This is a genomic window from Aeromicrobium sp. SP1, from assembly GCF_055663785.1.
This window is the reverse complement of record NZ_JBQVVK010000001.1, coordinates 1123953-1144278: the sequence shown is the minus strand read 5'-3', so window position 1 is coordinate 1144278 and position 20326 is coordinate 1123953. Positions and strand designations below refer to the sequence as shown.

General features: G+C 69.8%; 26 protein-coding genes. 16 read left to right on the top strand and 10 right to left on the bottom strand.

The window, feature by feature from the left end; translation table 11 throughout:
• Positions 1–26: 26 nt before the first annotated feature.
• Positions 27–1178: a serine hydrolase domain-containing protein gene (locus ACT26F_RS05660; protein WP_471669523.1), complete on the top strand. Its 1152-nt coding sequence runs from the start codon at positions 27–29 to the stop codon at positions 1176–1178.
• An 11-nt stretch (positions 1179–1189) separates the two neighbouring features.
• On the opposite strand, the gene ACT26F_RS05655 is transcribed toward ACT26F_RS05660, so the two are convergent.
• Positions 1190–1789, bottom strand: coding sequence for a dihydrofolate reductase family protein (locus tag ACT26F_RS05655; RefSeq protein WP_471669522.1), 600 nt, complete (start codon positions 1787–1789; stop codon positions 1190–1192).
• Positions 1790–1897: 108 nt separating this feature from the next.
• Here ACT26F_RS05655 and ACT26F_RS05650 point away from each other — a divergent pair, with 108 nt between their 5' ends.
• Entirely contained in the window at positions 1898–2521 is a 624-nt protein-coding gene (locus ACT26F_RS05650; RefSeq protein ID WP_471669521.1) for an alpha-ketoglutarate-dependent dioxygenase AlkB, read from the top strand.
• Here the strand turns inward: ACT26F_RS05650 and ACT26F_RS05645 are convergent.
• The 3 genes from ACT26F_RS05645 to ACT26F_RS05635 are packed head-to-tail and all read right to left on the bottom strand — an operon-like array spanning position 2487 to position 4039.
• Positions 2487–2897 (bottom strand): DoxX family protein, encoded by a 411-nt coding sequence (locus ACT26F_RS05645; protein WP_471669520.1) that lies wholly within the window; start codon positions 2895–2897, stop codon positions 2487–2489. The genes ACT26F_RS05650 and ACT26F_RS05645 overlap by 35 nt on opposite strands.
• 14 nt (positions 2898–2911) lie before the next feature.
• A complete protein-coding gene (locus ACT26F_RS05640; RefSeq protein ID WP_471669519.1) occupies positions 2912–3430 on the bottom strand; it encodes a GNAT family N-acetyltransferase in 519 nt (172 codons plus the stop codon).
• A 42-nt stretch (positions 3431–3472) separates the two neighbouring features.
• Positions 3473–4039 carry a hypothetical protein gene (locus tag ACT26F_RS05635; RefSeq protein WP_471669518.1) on the bottom strand — a complete coding sequence of 189 codons (567 nt, stop codon included), beginning with the start codon at positions 4037–4039 and terminating at the stop codon, positions 3473–3475.
• 120 nt (positions 4040–4159) lie between these two features.
• Here ACT26F_RS05635 and ACT26F_RS05630 point away from each other — a divergent pair, with 120 nt between their 5' ends.
• Both ACT26F_RS05630 and ACT26F_RS05625 read left to right on the top strand, forming a co-directional pair.
• A complete protein-coding gene (locus ACT26F_RS05630; protein ID WP_471669517.1) occupies positions 4160–5179 on the top strand; it encodes an LLM class flavin-dependent oxidoreductase in 1020 nt (339 codons plus the stop codon).
• A gap of 34 nt (positions 5180–5213) precedes the next feature.
• Positions 5214–5612, top strand: a complete 399-nt coding sequence (locus tag ACT26F_RS05625) for a hypothetical protein (RefSeq protein WP_471669516.1) — start codon at positions 5214–5216, stop codon at positions 5610–5612.
• On the opposite strand, the gene ACT26F_RS05620 is transcribed toward ACT26F_RS05625, so the two are convergent.
• Positions 5575–6078 (bottom strand): hypothetical protein, encoded by a 504-nt coding sequence (locus ACT26F_RS05620; protein ID WP_471669515.1) that lies wholly within the window; start codon positions 6076–6078, stop codon positions 5575–5577. The genes ACT26F_RS05625 and ACT26F_RS05620 overlap by 38 nt on opposite strands.
• Positions 6079–6217: 139 nt before the next feature.
• Here ACT26F_RS05620 and ACT26F_RS05615 point away from each other — a divergent pair, with 139 nt between their 5' ends.
• Positions 6218–6871 (top strand): 4a-hydroxytetrahydrobiopterin dehydratase, encoded by a 654-nt coding sequence (locus ACT26F_RS05615; protein WP_471669514.1) that lies wholly within the window; start codon positions 6218–6220, stop codon positions 6869–6871.
• A gap of 1 nt (position 6872) precedes the next feature.
• Here ACT26F_RS05615 and ACT26F_RS05610 read toward each other — a convergent pair whose 3' ends face one another.
• Both ACT26F_RS05610 and ACT26F_RS05605 read right to left on the bottom strand, forming a co-directional pair.
• Entirely contained in the window at positions 6873–7790 is a 918-nt protein-coding gene (locus ACT26F_RS05610; protein ID WP_471669513.1) for an aminotransferase class IV, read from the bottom strand.
• Positions 7790–8515, bottom strand: coding sequence for a sulfotransferase-like domain-containing protein (locus ACT26F_RS05605; RefSeq protein ID WP_471669512.1), 726 nt, complete (start codon positions 8513–8515; stop codon positions 7790–7792). The genes ACT26F_RS05610 and ACT26F_RS05605 overlap by 1 nt, the downstream gene beginning before the upstream one ends.
• Positions 8516–8580: 65 nt before the next feature.
• Here ACT26F_RS05605 and ACT26F_RS05600 point away from each other — a divergent pair, with 65 nt between their 5' ends.
• The 6 genes from ACT26F_RS05600 to ACT26F_RS05575 all read left to right on the top strand — a co-directional run bounded on the left by ACT26F_RS05600 (position 8581) and on the right by ACT26F_RS05575 (position 14420).
• The gene (locus tag ACT26F_RS05600; RefSeq protein WP_471669511.1) at positions 8581–10935 is read left to right on the top strand and encodes an ATP-binding cassette domain-containing protein; all 2355 of its coding nucleotides are present in this window, start codon (positions 8581–8583) and stop codon (positions 10933–10935) included.
• 4 nt (positions 10936–10939) lie between these two features.
• Positions 10940–11380, top strand: a complete 441-nt coding sequence (locus ACT26F_RS05595; RefSeq protein ID WP_471669510.1) for a maleylpyruvate isomerase N-terminal domain-containing protein — start codon at positions 10940–10942, stop codon at positions 11378–11380.
• An 11-nt stretch (positions 11381–11391) separates the two neighbouring features.
• Complete coding sequence (locus ACT26F_RS05590) at positions 11392–11598, top strand: hypothetical protein (protein ID WP_471669509.1); 207 nt, start codon at positions 11392–11394, stop codon at positions 11596–11598.
• A 79-nt stretch (positions 11599–11677) separates the two neighbouring features.
• Positions 11678–12466 carry an alpha/beta fold hydrolase gene (locus tag ACT26F_RS05585; RefSeq protein ID WP_471669508.1) on the top strand — a complete coding sequence of 263 codons (789 nt, stop codon included), beginning with the start codon at positions 11678–11680 and terminating at the stop codon, positions 12464–12466.
• Between the two features lie 155 nt (positions 12467–12621).
• Entirely contained in the window at positions 12622–13218 is a 597-nt protein-coding gene (locus ACT26F_RS05580; RefSeq protein WP_471669507.1) for a hypothetical protein, read from the top strand.
• On the top strand, positions 13218–14420 hold the full coding sequence (locus ACT26F_RS05575; protein ID WP_471669506.1) for a PrsW family intramembrane metalloprotease: 1203 nt from the start codon (positions 13218–13220) through the stop codon (positions 14418–14420). Before ACT26F_RS05580 ends, ACT26F_RS05575 begins: the two co-directional genes overlap by 1 nt.
• A 5-nt stretch (positions 14421–14425) precedes the next feature.
• Here ACT26F_RS05575 and ACT26F_RS05570 read toward each other — a convergent pair whose 3' ends face one another.
• Complete coding sequence (locus ACT26F_RS05570; protein WP_471669505.1) at positions 14426–15181, bottom strand: class I SAM-dependent methyltransferase; 756 nt, start codon at positions 15179–15181, stop codon at positions 14426–14428.
• Between the two features lie 216 nt (positions 15182–15397).
• Between ACT26F_RS05570 and ACT26F_RS05565 the strand changes: the two genes are divergently transcribed.
• The 5 genes from ACT26F_RS05565 to ACT26F_RS05545 all read left to right on the top strand — a co-directional run bounded on the left by ACT26F_RS05565 (position 15398) and on the right by ACT26F_RS05545 (position 19409).
• The gene (locus ACT26F_RS05565; RefSeq protein WP_471669504.1) at positions 15398–15838 is read left to right on the top strand and encodes a hypothetical protein; all 441 of its coding nucleotides are present in this window, start codon (positions 15398–15400) and stop codon (positions 15836–15838) included.
• Between the two features lie 41 nt (positions 15839–15879).
• The gene (locus tag ACT26F_RS05560) at positions 15880–17382 is read left to right on the top strand and encodes a molybdopterin-dependent oxidoreductase (protein ID WP_471669503.1); all 1503 of its coding nucleotides are present in this window, start codon (positions 15880–15882) and stop codon (positions 17380–17382) included.
• Between the two features lie 73 nt (positions 17383–17455).
• Positions 17456–18091 (top strand): fasciclin domain-containing protein, encoded by a 636-nt coding sequence (locus ACT26F_RS05555; protein WP_471669502.1) that lies wholly within the window; start codon positions 17456–17458, stop codon positions 18089–18091.
• A 26-nt stretch (positions 18092–18117) separates the two neighbouring features.
• On the top strand, positions 18118–18708 hold the full coding sequence (gene sigK / locus ACT26F_RS05550) for an ECF RNA polymerase sigma factor SigK (protein ID WP_471669501.1): 591 nt from the start codon (positions 18118–18120) through the stop codon (positions 18706–18708).
• Positions 18705–19409, top strand: a complete 705-nt coding sequence (locus ACT26F_RS05545) for an anti-sigma factor (protein WP_471669500.1) — start codon at positions 18705–18707, stop codon at positions 19407–19409. The genes sigK and ACT26F_RS05545 overlap by 4 nt, the downstream gene beginning before the upstream one ends.
• On the opposite strand, the gene ACT26F_RS05540 is transcribed toward ACT26F_RS05545, so the two are convergent.
• Together ACT26F_RS05540 and ACT26F_RS05535 are read right to left on the bottom strand one after the other, a co-directional pair.
• Positions 19406–19966, bottom strand: a complete 561-nt coding sequence (locus tag ACT26F_RS05540; RefSeq protein WP_471669499.1) for an isochorismatase family protein — start codon at positions 19964–19966, stop codon at positions 19406–19408. The genes ACT26F_RS05545 and ACT26F_RS05540 overlap by 4 nt on opposite strands.
• The gene (locus tag ACT26F_RS05535; protein WP_471669498.1) at positions 19963–20313 is read right to left on the bottom strand and encodes an iron chaperone; all 351 of its coding nucleotides are present in this window, start codon (positions 20311–20313) and stop codon (positions 19963–19965) included. Before ACT26F_RS05535 ends, ACT26F_RS05540 begins: the two co-directional genes overlap by 4 nt.
• Positions 20314–20326: the final 13 nt, after the last annotated feature.

Genomic DNA, 20326 nt, shown 5'->3' with positions numbered 1-20326 from the left:
CTCCATTGTGTTCTAGGTTCGGGTCCATGGTGGGGCAACGAGTCGCCGCGGCGATGCACGACGTGGCGGCGGACATGCCCGTGCCCGGGATCGTCTGGGCGGTGATCTCCGGGCCCCGGCACGAGATCACCTACGGCTCGGTCGGCCCGCTGCGACAGGACGCGATCTTCCGGCTCGCCTCGGTGACGAAGCCGATCGTCGCCGTCCTGACGCTCGCCCTCGCCGAGGACGGGCTGTTCGCGCTCGACGACCCGATCGACCGCTGGATGCCGGAGTTCGCCGACCGCCGCGTGCTGCGCGAGCGCGGGGGAGCGCTCGACGACACGGTGCCGGCATCGCGGCCGACGACCGTGCGGGACCTGCTGCAGATGGGACTCGGCCTGGGGTTCGACGGCCGGGCCGCCCCGGACGACCCCCTCGCGACCGAGATCGCCCGTCGGGAGGTGGGGTCGGGGTGGCTGCCGACCCCGGTGAACCCGGACCGGTGGGCGGCGCTCACCGGCTCGCTGCCGATGGCCCACCAGCCGGGGGAGGGCTGGCTCTACCAGTACTCGAGCGACGCCCTGGCGGTACTGATCGAGCGCGTCACGCGCCGCAACCTCGACGCGGTCCTGCGCGAGCGGATCTTCTCGCGGCTCGACATGACCGAGACCGGCTACACCGTGAAGTTCACCGCGGTCGAACGCGTCCCAGCCGCGTGGCTCGGCAATCGCGCCGGTCGTCTCGTCGAGGCGGCACCGGGCGGGGACCCGCGGCTCGCGACGATGCCGCCGTTCCGGTCCGGGGCGACCGGACTCGTCTCGACGGTGCAGGACCTCGCCCGGTTCGCCCACATGCTGCTCCGCGGGGGCCGGGGCCCGCGCGGGCCGGTCGTCTCGCCGTACGCGATGGTCGCCCTCACCACGGAGACGCTCGGCGAGAGCGCCCGTGCCATGGCCGACGAGTTCCTCGAGCCGGGGCAGGGCTGGGGCCTGGGGCTGGGAGTCGATCGCGTCGCACGGTACCCCGCGTCGACGCCGGGACGGTTCGGCTGGGACGGGGCGACCGGGACGAGCCTGTGGGTCGACCCGGGCGCGAACGTCGCCGGCGTGGTGCTCTCACGCCAGGGGTTCGGCGCGACGGACGTGCCCGACGTGCTGGACGCGTTCTGGCAGGCGGTGCACGCCGAGGCGACGTGAGGTGTGATCCCTCAGGACGACGGTGATGCGGAGCGCCGCACCCGATGGCGCACGTGCAGGACCCGGTTGCCCCGGATCACGACGTCGGGATCCTCCAGCAGGTGCTGGGCGTCGACCGATCCGAAGAACCGCTTCCCGGACCCGAGCACGACGGGAACGACGTCCATGCGCACCTCGTCGACCAGGCCTGCGGCGAGCACCTGGCCACCGACGTCACCGGCAGCGACCTCGACCACGCGGTCACCCGCGAGCTCCTGCGCCCTCGCCACGGCTGCCTCGATGCCGTCGACGAAGTGGAACGGGGCGTCGGGATCCCAGCCGTCCGGCGCGGGTCGGTGCGTCACGACGACGACGTGGTCGATCCCGCTCGGGGGCGTGCCGTCCCAGCCGTCCGTCATGTCGAAGACGTGGCGGCCGACGACCGTCACCCCGATCTGGTCCCAGTACGGCCGGACGTAGTCGTAGGAGGCCTGCGACACCGTCAGGAAGCCGCTCGCGTCCAGGGGGACGTCTCCACCGGACAGCCAGTCGAACAGGGGACCGGGCTCGTCGTCCTCGTCCGCGATGAAACCGTCCACCGACACCGAGGCGTACATCACGACCGTGCCCATCGATCCTCCTACGCGTGGGGATGTCCTCAGGTTAGGACTTCGCACTCAGCACTGGCGACACGCCGGGAGATCTACCACATCATCGAACAGGCGTTCTACGCTGGACCTGTGTGGTTCCAGGGTTCGCTGCTCGACGGCGGCGAGGGGGTCCGGGTCGGCGTGCTCGACGGCTCGGTGCGGCGCCACGAGCTCTCGGCCGGTGCGTGGGTGGACGTCCGGCCGGGCTGGGTCACGGGCGCGGACGAGCTCTTCGAGCAACTGCGCACCGACGTGCCGTGGCGAGGGGAGCGACGCGAGATGTACGACCGCGTCGTCGACGTGCCCCGGCTGCTGTGCTTCTACGACGAGGGCGATCCGCTGCCGCACCCCGCCCTCACGGACGCACGCGACGCGCTGTCGCGGTACTACCGCGAGGAGCTGGGGGAGCCGTTCACGACGGCGGGACTGTGCCACTACCGCGACGGCAACGACTCGGTCGCGTGGCACGGAGACCGCATCGGCCGCAGCCGCACGCAGGACACCATGGTCGCGATCCTCTCGCTCGGTGCGCACCGGCGGCTGAGCTTGCGACCCGCCGGCGGGGGACCGCAGACCGCCTTCACGCTCGGTCACGGTGACCTGGCCGTGATGGGCGGCAGCTGCCAGCGGACGTGGGAGCACGCGATCCTCAAGACCAGCCGCGCCGTCGGTCCCAGGATCAGCGTGCAGTTCCGCGTCCGCGGCGTGCGCTGAGGATCTGCAGCGCGTCGGTCGACCACAGCGCCCACAGCACCAGAACCGGCTGGAAGAAGAGCCGGGCGAACCGCTTCTGGTCGGTGTCGAGGCCGAACGCGTCGGCGTGGTTGACGTACTGGGCGATGTTGCCGGGGAACACCGCGACGAAGAACGCGGCGACGACGAGTCCCACGATCCGGCGCTGGCGGGGCAGGGCCATCAGGGCGGTCCCGAGCGCGATCTCGACGAACCCGGAGGCGACCACGACGAAGTCCTCGTCGAGCGGGATGCTGTTCGGGACCTGGGCGCTGAAATCGTCGCGGGCGAACGTCAGGTGGGCGACGCCGGCGAAGGCGAGGAAGCCACCGAGCAGGAGGCGGGCGAGGGTCTTCACCCCTCGACGCTAGGTCAGTCGGTCGCGATGCGCTCGTAGAGCACGTGGTCGTGCCATGCTCCGGCCAGCCGCAGGTAGTCGCGGGCGATGCCGAACTGCTGGAACCCGTTCTTCTCCAGGACCCGCCGGCTCGCCACGTTGTCGGTGCGCGTGCCGGCCTCGATCCGGTGCAGGCCCAGGCGCAGGAACGCCAGCGCGACGATCTCGTCGACGGCGGCGCTGGCCAGTCCGCGGCCCTGCTGGTCGGCATCGACGTAGTAGCCGAGCACTCCCTTGAGGGACGGGCCGCGCACGATCTCGTTGAGGTTGATCCGGCCGACGACGGCGTCGTCGGGGCCGAGGATCACGCGCGGGAAGGACACCCCGTCCTCGTAGCGGCGCAGGGCGTCCTGGATGATCGCCCGCTGACCTCGTTCCGTGAAGTAGACCTCGGGGCGGGTCGGCTCGAGCTCGGCCATCGCCACCCGGTTGCGGGACAGGACGCCCGCGAGGGCCTCGGCGTCGGTCGTCGCGACCAGGCGGGTGACGGCCATGTCCGACATGCTCCCACGCCGGATGTCGCTAGGGCCGAGAAGTCACCGCAACCGGAAACTGCCCGTGCGCGACGTCAGGTCCCGGGCCTCGGTCCAGGAGGTGGCGCTTCCCTTCGGCTTGCGGATGTAGTCGACGACCGCGTCCGCGGAGAACTTGCCCTTCCCCTTGAGCTTCGACCGGGGCACGCTCACGACCATGTAGTTGCCCGAGGTGCTGATCGTGGGCTTGCCGAGCCAGCGCGTCTTCTGGTCGGACACGTACCAGAATGCGGTGCGCCTGCCGTAGCCCGGATCGGAGTCCGTGAAGAGCGCGGCGTAGTACTTCCCGCCCCGATAGACGCGCACCATGTACGACTGGTGGTCGCGCTTCGTGCCCTTGAAGACGTCCTTCATGCGGACCTTGAAGTAGACCCGACTCGAGTCCTTTGACATCGTCAGCAGGGAGATGTCGATGGACCGGACGGAGTGCACCGGATCGTGCGTGGTGTAGACCGACACGTCACCGCGGGGGTCGGACACGCTACGAGAAGTCACCGCGTGCGCCGGAGCAGCGGCGGTGGCCGTGAGGGCGGCGGCGGCGAGGACGCCGACCAGTGCGGTGCGCAACATGGAATCTCCTTCGGTGACGGATGCCTCACTCATCGTAGGTCGATCGGAACGCGGCACAACTCGACCGAGGGAGGCCTCGGTGGCGGGGAATGATCCCGGGCGCGCGACGTTGACGCAGGCGTGAAGAACATCGGATTCCTGTCGTTCGGCCACTGGTCGGAGTCGCCCGGCTGGGCGGCGCGGACGGCCTCGGACACACTCCTGCAGTCGATCGACCTGGCCGTCGCGGCCGAGGAGCTCGGCGCCGACGGCGCCTACTTCCGCGTGCACCACTTCGCGCAGCAGCTCGGTTCGCCGTTCCCGCTGCTCGCCGCGATCGGGGCGAGGACGTCGCGCATCGAGATCGGCACCGGTGTGATCGACATGCGGTACGAGAACCCGATGTACATGGCCGAGGACGCGGGCGCGGCCGACCTGATCTCCGGCGGCAGGCTCCAGCTCGGCATCAGCCGGGGATCACCGGAGCAGGTCATCGACGGGTACCGCTACTTCGGCCACGTGCCCGCGGAGGGCTCGAACGACGCGGACATGGCCCGACAGATGACCGACACGTTCCTCGCCCTGTTGGGCGGTGAGGGCTTCGCCCAGCCCAACCCCAGGCCGATGTTCCCGAACCCGCCGGGCCTGCTGCGGCTCGAGCCGCACTCGCCGGGTCTGCGCGACCGCATCTGGTGGGGCGCCGGCAGTCGTGCCACGGCGGAGTGGACGGCGCAGCAGGGGATGAACCTGATGAGTTCGACCCTGCTCACCGAGGACACCGGTGTTCCGTTCCACCAGTTGCAGGCCGAACAGATCCAGATGTTCCGCGACGAGTGGAAGGAATCGGGGCATGAGCGCGAACCGCGGGTCTCGGTCAGTCGCAGCATCTTCCCGATCGTCTCGGACCTCGACCGTGCCTACTTCGGCAGCGAGACCGCCAGCACCGACCAGGTCGGGTTCCTCGACGGCGGCAACGCCCGCTTCGGCAAGACCTACGCCGGCGAGCCCGACGCCCTGATCGAGGACCTCGCCCAGGACGAGGCCATCGCCGCGGCCGACACGCTGCTGCTCACGATCCCGAGCCAGCTCGGCGTCGAGTTCAACGCCCACCTGCTGGAGAGCCTGCTCACGCACGTTGCGAAGCCCTTGGGCTGGAAATAGTGATCTGCGGTTGGAACGCTGGCACAATGCGCGCATGCCGACACACGGACGCGACGTCCCGTTTCGACCGATTGAGTGGGCAGAGATCCACGCTTTCGCCGGGCAGTTCGCAGCTGAGGCTCCAGCGTTCGCGTACATCGAGGCCATCGCCCAGAGCGTGATCGATTCTGGCCGCGCTGGCGAGCTTGCGGGGTGCACATCCATGAACGACCTCATGGTCGTTCCGAGACCAGTGCCCGAACCTCCGTACGACGTCGTGGTCGTGCGAGCGCCAAACTCGATCTGGCGCGCCCCGGCAGCCGGCCATGTCGTGATCGAGCATCAGTCGGCTACAGGCCACGACGATCGTCTGGAGCGTCCAGCCGTGGATGCCGTACCCCTCTTTTGGCGGTTCATCATCGAGAAGTTCGGTATCGAGCCCCAACGCCTTTGAGCAGTTGACGTTTGCCGCCCAACCAACTCGGCGTCGAGTTCAACGCCACCTGCTGGAAAGCTTGCTCACGCACGTGGCCCCGGGCCTCGGGTGGCGGTGACGAAGGCCAAGCCTCGGGCGCGGACCGGTTGAGGTACTCGGAGCGTCCGCAGGTGAACAGATCTTCCATTACGACCGTCGAGAACAGGTCCGCGGCGAACGAGACGACATCGACGGGACCCTCGTCGCGGAGGACGATCAGGTTGCGGCGCTTGTAGATCGTTGATCCCCATCGAGCGACCACTTCACCCAGTAGATCGATCTCTACGTCCACGAACACCCCTTGCTGATCCTCGTGAATGACGAAGCTCTGCAGGGATCCAAAGCCGTCTTCCACGACCTGACGCGATACCTGTTCGCGAGCGTTGTCAGCGAACGTGGTCAGGTATTCCCCGTACTCGTCGCGGAGGTTCATCGACTCACTCACGGTGATCAGTATGGGCAGGTGGCGGTGACGGGCCGAGGACGTCGAAGGATGAGTCATTGCGCCCCGCAGGGGTACCCAAATGCCTCATCCTTCGTTCCCCGGGGTGGCGCCGACAGCCTCGCAGGGAGATCCTGACGCCATGACGAAGCTCCAGGTGAACGACATCCTGGCCGCCGGTCTGGACGACTGGCGGCCCCTCGTGAGCAGCCTGCACGGCCGGTTCCGCAGCGGCGACTTCGCGTCGGGGCTGGAGTTCCTCGTGGACATCGGCGCCGCGGCCGAGGACGCGAACCACCACCCTGACGTCCGCCTGTCGTACACCCACGTCGACGTGACGCTCACGAGCCACGACACGGGCGGGATCACCGACCGCGACCTCGACCTCGCGCGGAAGATCAGTGCCCTCGCGGCCGATCGCGGGTTCGACGCCGACGCCGCCGCGCTGACGAGGGTCGAGATCGCCCTCAACGCCGCCGACCAGGACGCGATCGCGCCGTTCTGGTCCGCCGTGCTGACCGGCGATCCCGACAACATCGGCGACGACGAGGTCCGCGACCCGACCGAGCAGACCCCGGTGCTGTGGTTCCAGCCGACCGACGCGCGCGACGACGTGCCCGCGATGTGCTTCCACCTCGACGTGTGGGTGCCGCCGGACCAGCTGGAGGCCCGGATCGCCGCGGCCCTGGAGGCGGGCGGCCGACTCGTGGACGCCTCGGAGAAGCCCTCGTTCGTCGTGCTCGAGGACGCCGAGGGCAACAAGGCGTGCCTGTGCACGGCCCTCGACCGCGAGTGACTCAGCCGGCGACGACGGTTCCCTCGGCGGCCGTGCGCGCGGCGTAGGCCTTCGCGAGCCTCGCGACCACCGGCCCGGACGAGCCGTCGCCGATCGTGCGGCCGTCGATCGTGACGACGGGTGTGACGCCGCCCATGGTCCCGGTCACGAACACCTCGTCGGCGGCGTACAGCTGCGTCAGCGAGAAGTCGCCGACCTCGACGGGCAGGCCCTCGGCGGCGCAGATCTGCAGGATCGTCTCGCGCGTGATGCCCTCCGGGCAGGCGCGCGTGGTCGGGGTCCGCACCTCGCCGTCCGTGACGAGGAAGACGTGGGTCGCGTTCGTCTCGGCGACGAACCCGGCGTCGTCGAGCATGATCGCGTCGTCGGCGCCGGCGACGTTCGCCTCCACCTTGGCCAGGATCGACGTCAGCAGGTTGTTGTGGTGGATCTTCGGGTCGAGCGAGTCCGGGCGGTGGCGTCGCACCGACGACGTGACGAGCGTGATCCCGCCGGCACCGGACAGGGCCGAGTCGTAGACGGGGGACTTGAACTCCGCGAGCACGATCAGCGTCGGACCCGCGGTGTTCAGGCGCGGATCCATGCCCGACGTCACCTTGACGCCCCGCGTGAGGGTCAGCCGGATGTGGACGTCGTCGGTCATCGCGTTCGCAGCGAGGACGGCCTTGATCCGTGCGGTAATCCGCTCGTCGTCGGGGATCTCGGTGAAGGCGAGCGCCTGCGCCGAGCGTCGCAGTCGGTCGAGGTGCTCGGTGAGCTTGAAGATGCGGCCGCCGTGCAGTCGCAGGCCCTCCCACACCGCGTCGCCGCCCTGGACCACGGAGTCGAACGGGCTGATCCCGGCCTGGTCGCGGTGCACGATCGTGTCGTCGATGCCGACCATGAGGTCGGCGTTGCGCGGGTCGTACGTCTGCAGCATCAGTCCTGCTCCTCGAGACGGATCCGGTGGGCCGCGAGGGCCTCGTAGTAGGGCCGGCACCGCGCGAGCAGCGACTCGAGTCGGGCCGGGACCGGGTCGTGCGACCCGGGGGAGGACGCCTGGAATCCGGTCGAGTCCTCGACGCTCGCGTACCAGTGCGGCGCCCACACGCCGTCGGAGTCGCGCGGACCGGCGGGCCACGCGAGCATCGCCTCGTCGAACTCGAGGTCGAGGGCGGCACACAGCGCCGTGAGCGCGCCCCGCGGATCGCGCAGGACGTCCGCCGCGTCGATCACGGGTCCGCCGAAGCTCTCGTACAGCTCGACCTGCTGCGGAAGGCCGAGATCCTCGAGGGTTGGCTCCTCGCGCACCTTGGCGTACGACACGAGGACGCGCTCGGGGTCGCGCACGAGGAAGGCGTGCTGGAGGCTCGCGAGGGGACCACGATCGACGCCGGGCAGGACGTGGTGCGTCATGTGCTTCTGGTACTGCACCGGGGTGTCCACCGGCCCGGACGTGATGTCGCGCAGCACCTCGTCGGGGTCGGTCGGCTGCGATGCCATGACCGCCTCCCGCGCAGGGTGGTCGATCCCGGTGGCGGCGAGGTAGGCCGCGTAGAGCGGCTCGTCGAGGACGGAGCAGTCGGCACGGTTCTCGAAGCTGCGCATCATCGCCGTCGAGAGGTTGCGGGGCCCCGACCACATCGCGATCCGCTTGGCCTGCATGCCCCGACGCTACCGCCGACGTGTCGTCAGGCGCGCTGTCCGCGCGGGACAGTAGCGTGTTCGTCATGCCCCATCCTGCCGACGGTCATGACCTCATCCGCGTGCACGGAGCACGCGTCAACAACCTCAAGGACGTCAGCGTCGAGATCCCGAAGCGGCGACTGACGGTCTTCACCGGCGTCTCGGGCTCCGGCAAGAGCTCGCTCGTGTTCGGCACGATCGCCGCGGAGTCGCAGCGCCTCATCAACGAGACCTACAGCGCCTTCGTGCAGGGCTTCATGCCCTCGATGGCACGTCCGGACGTCGACGTCATGGACGGGCTGACCACCGCGATCCTCGTCGACCAGGAGCGGATGAGCTCAGATCCCCGGTCGACCGTCGGCACCGCGACCGACGCCAACGCGATGCTGCGGATCCTGTTCAGCCGGCTCGGTGATCCGCACATCGGCGGACCTCAGGCGTACTCGTTCAACGTCGCCTCGATGAGTGGCGCCGGCGCCGTGACGTTCGAGACCGGCGGACGCACGGTCAAGGAGCGCCGCGACTTCTCGCTCACCGGTGGCATGTGCCCGCGCTGCGAGGGCAGGGGAGCGGTCTCCGACTTCGACCTCACCGCCCTCTACGACGACTCGAAGACGCTGGAGGAGGGCGCCCTGACGATCCCCGGCTACTCGATGGACGGCTGGTACGGACGGATCTTCCGCGGCGCCGGGTTCTTCCCCGCGGACAAGCCCATCAAGGACTTCACGAAGCGGCAGCTCGACGACCTGCTCTACAAGGAGCCGACCAAGATCAAGGTCGAGGGCATCAACGTCACGTACGAGGGCCTGGTCCCCAGGATCCAGAAGTCGATGCTCAGCAAGGATCGCGACGCGATGCAGCCGCACGTGCGCGCGTTCGTCGACCGCGCGATCACCTTCCAGACGTGCCCCGAGTGCGACGGCACCCGGCTCACCGAGGGCGCGCGATCCTCGAGGATCCGCGGCGTGAACATCGCCGACGCGTGCGCCATGCAGATCACGGACCTCGCCGCCTGGGTCAATGACCTCGACGAGCCGTCGGTCGCACCGCTGCTGACGGTGCTGGGGGAGACGCTCGACTCGTTCGTGCGCATCGGGCTCGGCTACCTGTCGCTCGATCGCCCCGCGGGCACGCTCTCCGGCGGCGAGGCCCAGCGCACCAAGATGATCCGGCACCTCGGCTCCTCGCTCACCGACGTCACATACGTCTTCGACGAGCCGACGGTCGGCCTGCACCCGCACGACATCGACCGCATGAACGAGCTGCTCCTGCAGCTGCGCGACAAGGGCAACACCGTCCTGGTCGTCGAGCACAAGCCGGAGGTCATCGCGATCGCCGACCACGTCGTCGACCTCGGCCCCAAGGCGGGCAGCCAGGGCGGCACGGTCATGTTCGAGGGCACGTTCGAGGGCCTGCGCGGCAGTGACACGATCACGGGTCGCCACCTCGACGACCGGGCCCGCCTCAAGGAGTCGGTGCGCACTCCGTCCGGCGCTCTCGAGGTGCGCGGTGCCGACGCCCACAACCTGCGCGACGTCGACGTCGACGTCCCACTCGGCGTGCTGACCGTCATCACGGGCGTCGCAGGTTCCGGCAAGAGCTCCCTGATCCACGGCTCGATCGCCCCGCAGGAGGGTGTCGTGACGATCGACCAGGGCGCGATCAAGGGCTCGCGGCGCAGCAATCCCGCCACGTACACGGGCCTGCTGGACCCGATCCGCAAGGCCTTCGCGAAGGAGAACGGGGTCAAGCCCGCACTGTTCTCGTCGAACTCCGAGGGCGCGTGCCCGAACTGCAACGGCGTCGGCGTCGTGTTCACCGACCTGGGCATCTTCAACACGGTCGAGTCGCCGTGCGAGGTCTGCGAGGGACGCCGGTTCGATGCGGCGGTGCTCGACTACCACCTCGGCGGCAAGGACATCAGCGAGGTGCTCGCGATCCCCGTGGCCGAGGCGCACGCCTTCTTCGGCAAGGACGGGGTGAACGTCGCCGCGGCGGCGCGAATCCTCGCCCGCATGGAGGACGTCGGCCTCGGCTACCTGACCCTCGGGCAGCCGCTGTCGACCCTCTCGGGCGGCGAGCGCCAGCGCATCAAGCTCGCGACGCACATGGGGGAGAAGGGCGGGACGTACGTCCTCGACGAGCCGACCTCCGGCTTGCACCTGGCCGATGTCGAGCAACTGCTCGGTCTGCTCGACCGGCTCGTCGAGGCCGGCAAGTCCGTCATCGTGATCGAGCACCACCAGGCCGTCATGGCGCATGCCGACTGGATCATCGACCTCGGACCCGGAGCGGGCCACGACGGCGGCACCGTCGTGTTCGAGGGCACGCCCGTCGACCTCGTGGCACAACGCTCCACCCTGACCGGCGAGCACCTCGCGGCCTACGTGGGACGCTGAGGCCATGAGGCCGCTCAGCGTCGAACTGGGGGCCGCCCGCGCCGCCTGCGCCGCGACGGTCCGCGAGTTCGTCGCGGCGGTTGACGAGATCGACGAGTACGGACTGCTCGGGGCGTCGCGCTGCCACGGCTGGACCCGCCTGGACGTGGTCGTCCACGTGCTCAACGGCTGGCAGGAGATGGTCGGGGGCATGCTCGTGCGCACCGGCGATCCCGCCACCGTCGATGCTGCGTCCTACTGGCCGGCGTTCTCCGCGCGGTTCACGCAGGCCGACCCACTCCCGGACCTGCTGGCCCAGCGCGCCAGGACCACGAGCTACGCGCGGCCCTCGGCCGTGACGGCCCACCTGCATGCCGTGGCCGACGTCGTGACCGTGGGCATCGCCGACCTCGGAGAGCGTTCGCTCCGGTGGCAGGACGAGGTGTTAAGCCCGGTGACTTCCTGACGGTCTGGGCCGTGGAGGACGTGATCCACCACCTGGACCTGCTGGCCGACCGCCCCGCGCCGGCGGACGCGCTCGCGTTGGCCCGCCGAACGGTGGAGGCGCTCACGGACGCCGCCCTGCCATCGGCATGGGACGACGAACGCGCCGTGCTCATCGGAACGGGACGCGCGGCGGTGCCGCCCGAGGCCGACGCGCTCGGACTTCCCGTCTTCCGGTGAGACGGGCGGACTCCATCCGCGGTCACCGACCGCCGCGGCGACGTGTCGAGCACGGCGTGCGCCCACCTAGGGTGGTCGCATGAATCTGTACGGCCGCGAGGTGGGCGACGACGGCGAGCGGGTTGTCTTCCTGCACGGGCTGTTCGGCCAGGGCCGGAACTTCACGTCGATCGCCAAGGCCCTGCAACCGCAGTTCAGGTCACTGCTTGTCGACCTGCCGAACCACGGCCATTCACCGTGGACCGACCGCGTCGACTACGCGGAGATGGCCGACGACGTCGCTCGACTGCTGCGTGACGGCTTCGCCGCGGACGGCGCGGTCGACGTGGTGGGCCACTCCATGGGCGGGAAGGTCGCCATGGTGCTCGCACTGCGGCACCCGGATCTCGTGCGGCGTCTCGTGGTCGTCGACATCTCACCGACGGCGGCGGGTGGCACGGGGGAGTTCGAGCACCTCCTGGACAGCCTCGCCTCGGTCGACTTGTCGACTCTGAACCGTCGGTCCGACGCCGACGACCGACTGGCGCCGGCCATCGCGAACACCACGGTGCGCGGCTTCCTGCTGCAGAACCTGCGCCAGAAGGACGGCGTGTTCGGCTGGCAGGCGAACCTCGACGTGCTGCGTCGCGACCTGCCGGTCATCGGCGGCTTCCCGGACACCGACGCGACGTTCGACCACCCGGTCCTGTGGGTCGCCGGCGAGACGTCCGACTACGTGCGCCCCGAGCACGACGCGGCGATGCGTCGGCTGTTCCCGCGCACGACGCTCGTGACGATCAAGGCTGCCGGCCACTGGGTCCACTCCGAACAGCCGGAGGCCTTCACCGGTGCTCTGCGCGTGTTCCTCGGACGTGACGAGGGCCGATAGGCGGGGGAGCAGGTCGGGATTGGAGCGGTCCCAACGGCCACGCGCCGAGGCGGCAGGGGCCGCTCGGTGTGGTTAGGGTTGTTGGCATCCGCGACGACCGCCGTCGCATCGTGACGGGGGTCCGCGTGAGTTCAACGCCGTGGGATGGTCGACGGGTGCCGGTGGAGCACCGCTGGTGGGGACTGGATCGCCGGTCGATCCCGTACGCCGCGGTGGCGTTCGGCGTGATCGCGCTGTGGGCGTGGGTGATGCCCTGGATCGATGCTCGCGTGGCGTGGGACGACACGACGCGCGCGGGCGAGGCCATCCAGGTGACCGAGGACGTGACGATGACCGTCGCGCCGGGCTGGGGAGTGGTGGCCGGTCTGCGGACGACCGACAACCCGCGCACGGGTGACCAGGCGGCCGAGCAGACGCTGCTGGTCAAGGACGGAGTGGTGTTCTCGATCCTGCAGGGCCCGTTCACCGAGAGCCCCGCCGAACTGCTCGCGCAGGCCGAGCGGATCACAGGCGCGTCGAGCGAGGGCTATCACGTGTCCGGCGACGCCCGCGACATCACCACGTCGGGCGGGCTGCGGGGCCTGACCCAGAGCTTCACCACGCCTTCCGGTGCGGGTGCCGTGACGGTGTTCGTCGTCAACGGTCGCGGGATCGAGATCCAGGTCGCGGGCCCGCAGGCCCAGTTGACCGCACTGCAGGCGGAGACCGACGCCATGATCGACTCCCTGACCCAGGACGGAGGGGAGTCCTGATGAGCACCACCATCAGCCCCGCCGGCGCCCACGACTCCGACGACCTCCTCGAGCGCCGCGAGGCGGCCATCGAGGAGTCGGGCTGGGGCGCCCGGTTCCACCTGTTCCAGCCGCGCAACCTGTGCCTGTGGGTTTACGTGCTGCTGCTCGCGATGGGTGCGCGCCAGCTCTACCAGGTCGCCGCACCCACGGCCGGCGTGTTCGCCGACGCGAACCTCGCCGCCGTCGCGTCGGCCGGCACCTTCTGCCTGGTCTTCCTGCTGTTCCTGCACCACTTCGACCGCTACGAGCGCACTCCGGCCCTGCTGGCCGTCACGGCGTTCGTCGGTGGCGGCATCGGCGCTCCGTGGGCGATGGCGCTGCCCGGCAACGCCGCGCTGATGGACCTCTACGCGAAGACCTTCGGGCAGGCGTGGGCCACCGACTGGAAGGCCGGCCTCACGGCACCCTTCGTGGAGGAGACCGCCAAGGGCGCGGTGTTCCTGCTCATGCTCGGCCTCGCGCCGATCGTCATCCGCACCGTCTACGACGCGCTCATCGTCGGTGCGTACGTCGGCCTGGGCTTCCAGGTGCTCGAGGACATGCTCTACGGGCAGAACGCCGCGTACGAGAATTTCGGGGTCAACCAGGTCGGCGCGGTGCTGGAGACCTTCGTCATCCGATCGCTGTCCGGGGTCGCGTCGCACGCGATGTACACCGCCATCTTCTCCGCCGGCATCCTGTACCTCGTGGGCACGCGAGCCCAGCCGCGGCGGATCGGGCGCGGACTGCTGTTGATCGTGGCTGCCATGGCCGTGCACGGGCTGTGGGACTCGATGCTCGCGCTGGCCAATGCCAACGGCTTCGTCGTGAGCACGCTCATGGTCGTCATCACCGCCATCAGCGTCGTGGTGCTGATCGTCGCCCTGCGTTGGGGTGCACACCGCGAGCGCGGCTGGCTGCACGACGTGCTGGCACCCGAGGTCGCCAACGGGACGATCACCGAGCTCGAGCTCACGGCACTGGCCGGTGAGCGCTCGCGGCGCCGCAAGGACCGCAAGGCGGCGCTGGCCGGACGTCCCGACGGCGTGAGCAAGCGGCGTGAGAAGCACGTGCTCGCCGCGAGCCTCGATCTCGCCCACGACCTGAGCGAGAGCAACGGCGAGGACACGCCAGCCGTGGAGCATTCTCGCGCCGAGATCCAGCGACTGCGGAGCCGCTGAGTCGCCTAACCCTTGCTCGCCACCACCCGGTAGTTCTCGGCCTCGAGGCTGAAAGTGTTCACGTCGGTCCGGAGCCCGACCCGGCGCAACTCGTCTTCGAGCTGGTCGTATCGGTAGGGCCAGCACGACAGCAGTTCCGAGCGGACGAGGACCGACCCGGCCGCGTCGACCTGCGCGATGGCGATCTCGATGTGGTGCTCGTCCTCCCACTGGGGCGCAATCTCCCAGCGGTAGACCACGACGGCATCGCGACCGTTCCGGCGGACGAGTCGGTCACCGATGTCCAGCCGGGAGCCTCTGGCTCTCACGAGCTCCCACGTGCGGGACGTGAGTACCAGGCGCCCGCCGGGGCGCAGGAGCCGCGACATCGACTCCAGGGCAGCACCTCGGCCGGCCGCGCCCGCGGCATGGTGCAGCGAGTTGCCGACGCAGAACACCATGTCGAAGGTGTCGTCGTCGAAGTGGTCGGGCAACTCCTGCCAGTCCGCCCGCAGCGTCCGGACCGGCGTCCCGAACTCCTCGGACAACTCCGCGGTCCGACGCACCATCGCCTCGCTGGCGTCCGTGGCGTCGACCTGGATGCCACGTCCCGCGAGGCCGACCGCCAGGTGTCCGGTTCCGCACGAACAATCGAGGACGCGAGCGTCCGGCGGCAGGAGACCGAGGACGTCATCGAACGTCGCAGCGAATTCGGCCGGATCCAGCTTCACGTCCGAGATGAGCCACTCGTACACCTCGGCAAGCACGTCATAGCCACTCACGACGACGACCTCCGTCACACGGCAGAACTCAGGAAGTCATCAGTACATCAGCGCAGCACGTCGGTCACCAACGGCCTTTTCGCCACGCTCCACGCTTGTCCGATAATGCACATTATGTCACTTACGCGATTCTCGAACCGCAGAGCAGGAATCGAGAAGCACTGACCCCGACACTCTCCTATCGTCATCGGTGACACCACAGCGAGAGGAAGAACCATGGCGAAGTCCGACTCCGGATTCACCGAGGCAGAGCGCGCGGCGATGAAGCAACGCGCCGAGGAGCTGCGCAGCGAGAAGAAGGCCGGCAAGGGCTCGGCGAAGAAGGAACGTGAGGCGCAGGCATGCGTCGACGCGATCGATGCGCTCAGCGGCGCCGACCAGAAGATCGCCGCCCGGCTGCACATCATCGTCACCGAGGAGGCGCCCGATCTCGATCCGAAGACCTGGTACGGATTCCCGTCCTACGCCCGTGACGGGAAGGTCGTCGTGTTCTACCAGCCGGCGTCGAAGTTCGACACGCGCTACGGCACGGTCGGGTTCCAGGAGGACGCCCACCTCGACGACGGCGAGCTCTGGGCGACCTCGTTCGCCGTGCTCGACGTCACCGACGCCGTCGAGAAGACGCTGCGCGAGCTCGTGCGCAAGGCCAACGGCTGAGCCACCCATCCAGAGCCGGCATCGGCTCCGAATGACTACCCGTGGGACGACGTGACCTGGGTAGCGGCGCGGCCGTCGGGCTCTTGGCAGCAGGAGCCGGACTGGCCGCCGGTCACCTGACCGCGGCGGTCATCGCACCGGCGGCTTCGCCGGTGCTGGCCGTCGGGTCGACGGTGATCGACCTGACGCCGACTCCGGTGAAGGAATGGGCAGTCGCTCGCCTGGGGACGGCTGACAAGCCCGTTCTTCTCGGGTCGGTCTTGCTGGTCACGCTCGCGCTGGCCGCCGCCGGGGGCATTCTCGCCCGGTGGCGGTTCGGTGCCGGCGCGTCCCTGGTGGTCGCCCTCGTCGGTGTGGCGGGGGCGGCCGCCCTTCTGCGTCCTGCAGCGCGTCCGCTCGACGTGGTCCCCGCCGTCGTCAGCGCGCTCGTCGCCCTCGTCGTGCTCCGCGCCTTCACGCCCCGGCAGGATCCCGGCTCCGCCGACGGACCGGGTCGCCGCCGCCTGCTCATCGGCGCCGGAGCCGTCGCCGGCGCGGCCGTCGTCATGGGCGCCGCCGGCCAGTGGCTCATCCAGCGCGCCCGCGACGTCGTCGACATCGCGCTCCCCCGCGCCGCCGAGCCCGCGCCCGCTCTCCCCCGCGGCCTGGAGTCCCGCTACCGGGGCATCACGGCATTCCAGACTCCCAACAGCGAGTTCTACCGGGTTGACGTCAACCTCACGGTGCCGATCGTCGACCACACCCGCTGGAGCCTCAAGGTCGACGGCGACGTGCGCGACCCGTTCTCCCTGAACTTCGAACAACTGCTCGAACTTCCGCTCATCGAGCGCGACATCACGATGACGTGCGTGTCGAACGAGGTCGGCGGCAAGTACGTCGGCGGCGCCCGGTGGCTCGGCGTCCGGGTCTCGGACCTGCTCGAGCGAGCCGGCGTCGGCGACCGCGCCGACCAGATCCTCAGCACGGCGGTGGACGGATTCACCATCAGCACTCCCCTGCAGGCCGCGCTCGACGGCCGGGACATGATGGTCGCCATCGCGATGAACGGCATCGCACTCCCCCGCGCCCACGGCTTCCCCGCCCGGCTCATCACGCCCGGCCTGTACGGCTACGTCGGCGGCACGAAGTGGCTCGAACGGCTGACCCTCACGACGTACGACGCCGAGCAGGCCTACTGGACGAAACGGGACTGGGCCATCGACGGGCCGATCAAGATCGCCTCGCGCATCGACACGCCGCGCGGACTCAGCACGATCGACGCGGGCAGGATCGTCGTCGCCGGTATCGCCTGGGCCCAACGGCGCGGCATCGGCGGCATCGAGGTCAGCATCGACGACGGGGCCTGGCAGCCCGCCGAGCTCGGGCCCGACGCCGGCGTGGACTACTGGCGCCAGTGGTACCTGACGTGGGACGCCGAGCCCGGTCGACACACCCTCGCCGTGCGCGCCACGACCGAGGACGGCGAGAAGCAGGACACGAAGCGGGCGACCCCGTTCCCCGACGGCTCCAGCGGCATCCAGAGCGTCGTCGTGAACGTCCGCTGATCCCATCCGGAAGCCGCGCCGCTCCGAATCACTCTCGACGCAAGAGCAACTCCCTCCACCGAAAGGCACCATCATGATGCGCACGACCCACCGCCGCCTCGGGCTCGCCGTGGCCGCGCTCGCGCTCGGTACCGGCCTGGCCGCCTGCAGCGACAGCGGCTCGGACGACGATTCCGGCTCCGCGATGAACGACTCGAGCCCCAGTGCCTCGGCCAGCTCCTCCATGGACGACTCCGGCGACATGATGGGCGCCTTCGGCCCCGGGTGCTCGGCGATTCCGGCGTCCGGCGCGGGCTCCCTCGACGGCATGGCCTCCGAGCCGGTCGCGACCGCCGCCTCCACCAACCCGCTTCTCACGACCCTGACCTCCGCGATCGAGGCCGCCGGCCTCGTCGACACGCTCAACAGCGCGGAGTCGCTCACGGTCTTCGCGCCCACCGACGACGCGTTCGCCAAGATCCCCGAGGCCGACCTCCAGGCGCTGCTGGCCGACAAGGACCAGCTGACGAAGGTCCTGACGCACCACGTCGTCGAGGGCGAGCTCGGCCCGGACAAGATCGCCGGCGAGCACAAGACGCTCGCGGGTGACACCCTGACCGTGGAAGGTTCCGGCGAGGACTTCACCGTGGGTGACGCGGCGGTCATCTGCGGCAACGTCCCCACCGCGAACGCCAAGGTGTACGTCGTCGACAGCGTCCTGATGCCCTGACCCGAACGATCCAGAGAGACGAACGAGTGAACCACCTGCGCGCAGTGCCCTCGGGCGACGGTCAGCCGTCGCCCGAGGGTCTCGCCGACGTGCTCCGCAGATGCGGCCGCGGCGATGAGTCGGCCTTCGCCGATCTGTACGACCGGACAGCACCGCGGATCCACGGCCTGGTCGTGCGCATCGTGCGGGATGTCGCCCAGTCCGAGGAGGTCACCCAGGAGGTGTACCTCGAGGTCTGGCGCCAAGCGGCCCGCTTCGATCCACAGCGCGGCAGCGCGCTCTCGTGGCTCATGACGATCGCGCACCGCCGGGCGGTCGACCGGGTCCGCAGCGCCGAGTCCGCCAGCACCCGCGACCTCGCCCACGCGAGCCGCAGCCTGACGGTCGAACACGACTCCACGAGCGAGACCGCGCACGCGCGGCTCGATGCCCAGCGCGTCCGCAAGGCGCTCAGTGGGCTGACCGACACCCAGCGTGAGGCGATCGAACTCGCCTACTTCCGGGGTTGTACACACACCGAGGTCGCGACGATGCTGGATGTGCCCCTGGGCACGGCGAAGTCCCGCATCCGTGACGGCCTCATCAGACTTCGCGACACGATCGGAGGTGACCGATGAGTACCGCACACACGCTCTCGGGCGCCTACGCACTCGACGCCGTCACCGACGACGAGCGCGCCCAGTTCGAGCACCACATGGCCGGCTGCGAGAGCTGCCGCGAGGAGGTGGCCTCCTTGCGTGAGGCTGCCGCGGAGCTCTCCGCCCTCACGGTGCAGGAGCCGCCGGCGGCGCTGCGGGACTCCGTCCTCGGCGCGATCAGCGGTGTCCGCCAGCTCCCGCCCGTCGTGAGCGACGACCGACCGGCACGCACTCACCGCCCGCGTCGACTGCTGATGGCCGCCGCCGCGGCGGTCCTCGTCGCCGGTGTCGGCGTGGGGATCGCGCAGCCGTGGACCGACGACCCGGGCCAGTCCCAGGTGGCCAGCACGACCGAGCAGGTCCTGCAGGCCGACGACGCCGAGCGCATCACCCAGACGTTCGAGGGTGGCGCCGAGGCGACACTCGTGCGATCGGAGTCCGTGGGCCGCGCCGTACTGGTGACCCACGACATGCCGGACGCACCGTCAGGTCACGACTACGTCGTCTGGCTGCAGCAGGGCGGCGCGATGGTCCACGCCGCGGTGATGCCACAGGGTCCGGACAACACGGTGCTGCTCGAGGGCGATGCGGCCACCGCATCGGCGGCGGGCGTGACGGTCGAGACCGATCCGCAGGCCACCACCCCGACGACCGAGCCGATCGCCCTGTTCGCCTTCTAGCCCTGGGAATCGAAGCCGATCTCGGCAGCAGACTCCACGGCCGCCGTCCGACCGGGTGCGTCCTGCCACGACCAGTACAGGTTCGTGTGCGAGACCACCAGGTCGGGCGCCGCGCCGCCGTACTCCGTGAGGTCCTCGGTGGTGTGCGCGTCCCCGACGAGCGTGACGTCGTAGCCACGGGTGAACGCGCCGTGGATCGTGCTGCGAATGCACGCATCGGTCTGGGCGCCCGCGACGACGAGTCGCCCGACGGACCGCGCCGCCAGCACGTCCTCGAGGTCGGTGGCCTCGAACGCGTCGCCGAACGACTTGTGCACGACCGGCTCGCCCGGGTCGGTGGCGAGCTCGTCGACGTACTCCCACGGCTCGCTCCCCCGCACGAGCTGCTCGTCATGGTGCTGGACCCACACGACGGCCGTGCCGGCGTCGCGGGCCCGCGCCACGAGGTCGGCGATCCGCTGGATCACCGCGTCGCGGTCGTACGCCTCACCGACCACGCCCTTCTGCACGTCGATCACCACGAGGGCGGTGTCCGGACGGTCTGACAACGTCGTCATGACGCCCCCTCGATCTCTCCGCGCCTCAACTCGACGAGCCGGCGCAAGAGCGACGGCGTCAGCGGCGCGTCGGGCTGGAACCTGATCGTGCCCTTCGACGTGTCGTACTCCCCGAGCTCAGGCCCCAGCGCCTCGACCACGCCGGCGCTGAACGGGAACGCGGACAGGTGCTTCTTCGTGGACATCAGGCTCAGCAGCGGCTTGCCCCGGTACGTGAGCGCCGGCATGCCGTAGCCCTTGCCCTGCTCGGCGTCGGGCACCTCCTGGCGTGCCACGGCGTAGAGGGCCCCGAACAGCGTCGAGGTCTCCTCCGGCAGGTCCTGCAGATAGTCGTCGATCGTCCCCATGACCCGACGTTAA

What these genes read in the sequence shown, in the direction of transcription:
- ACT26F_RS05660 (WP_471669523.1), top strand. Translation starts at nt 27, where the DNA reads ATGGTGGGGCAACGAGTCGCCGCGGCGATGCACGACGTGGCGGCGGAC.
- ACT26F_RS05655 (WP_471669522.1), bottom strand. Translation starts at nt 1,789, where the DNA reads ATGGGCACGGTCGTGATGTACGCCTCGGTGTCGGTGGACGGTTTCATC.
- ACT26F_RS05640 (WP_471669519.1), bottom strand. Translation starts at nt 3,430, where the DNA reads ATGGCCGTCACCCGCCTGGTCGCGACGACCGACGCCGAGGCCCTCGCG.
- ACT26F_RS05635 (WP_471669518.1), bottom strand. Translation starts at nt 4,039, where the DNA reads ATGTTGCGCACCGCACTGGTCGGCGTCCTCGCCGCCGCCGCCCTCACG.
- ACT26F_RS05625 (WP_471669516.1), top strand. Translation starts at nt 5,214, where the DNA reads ATGCCGACACACGGACGCGACGTCCCGTTTCGACCGATTGAGTGGGCA.
- ACT26F_RS05615 (WP_471669514.1), top strand. Translation starts at nt 6,218, where the DNA reads ATGACGAAGCTCCAGGTGAACGACATCCTGGCCGCCGGTCTGGACGAC.
- ACT26F_RS05610 (WP_471669513.1), bottom strand. Translation starts at nt 7,790, where the DNA reads ATGCTGCAGACGTACGACCCGCGCAACGCCGACCTCATGGTCGGCATC.
- ACT26F_RS05605 (WP_471669512.1), bottom strand. Translation starts at nt 8,515, where the DNA reads ATGCAGGCCAAGCGGATCGCGATGTGGTCGGGGCCCCGCAACCTCTCG.
- ACT26F_RS05600 (WP_471669511.1), top strand. Translation starts at nt 8,581, where the DNA reads ATGCCCCATCCTGCCGACGGTCATGACCTCATCCGCGTGCACGGAGCA.
- ACT26F_RS05595 (WP_471669510.1), top strand. Translation starts at nt 10,940, where the DNA reads ATGAGGCCGCTCAGCGTCGAACTGGGGGCCGCCCGCGCCGCCTGCGCC.
- ACT26F_RS05585 (WP_471669508.1), top strand. Translation starts at nt 11,678, where the DNA reads ATGAATCTGTACGGCCGCGAGGTGGGCGACGACGGCGAGCGGGTTGTC.
- ACT26F_RS05575 (WP_471669506.1), top strand. Translation starts at nt 13,218, where the DNA reads ATGAGCACCACCATCAGCCCCGCCGGCGCCCACGACTCCGACGACCTC.
- ACT26F_RS05565 (WP_471669504.1), top strand. Translation starts at nt 15,398, where the DNA reads ATGGCGAAGTCCGACTCCGGATTCACCGAGGCAGAGCGCGCGGCGATG.
- ACT26F_RS05555 (WP_471669502.1), top strand. Translation starts at nt 17,456, where the DNA reads ATGATGCGCACGACCCACCGCCGCCTCGGGCTCGCCGTGGCCGCGCTC.
- ACT26F_RS05545 (WP_471669500.1), top strand. Translation starts at nt 18,705, where the DNA reads ATGAGTACCGCACACACGCTCTCGGGCGCCTACGCACTCGACGCCGTC.
- ACT26F_RS05540 (WP_471669499.1), bottom strand. Translation starts at nt 19,966, where the DNA reads ATGACGACGTTGTCAGACCGTCCGGACACCGCCCTCGTGGTGATCGAC.
- ACT26F_RS05535 (WP_471669498.1), bottom strand. Translation starts at nt 20,313, where the DNA reads ATGGGGACGATCGACGACTATCTGCAGGACCTGCCGGAGGAGACCTCG.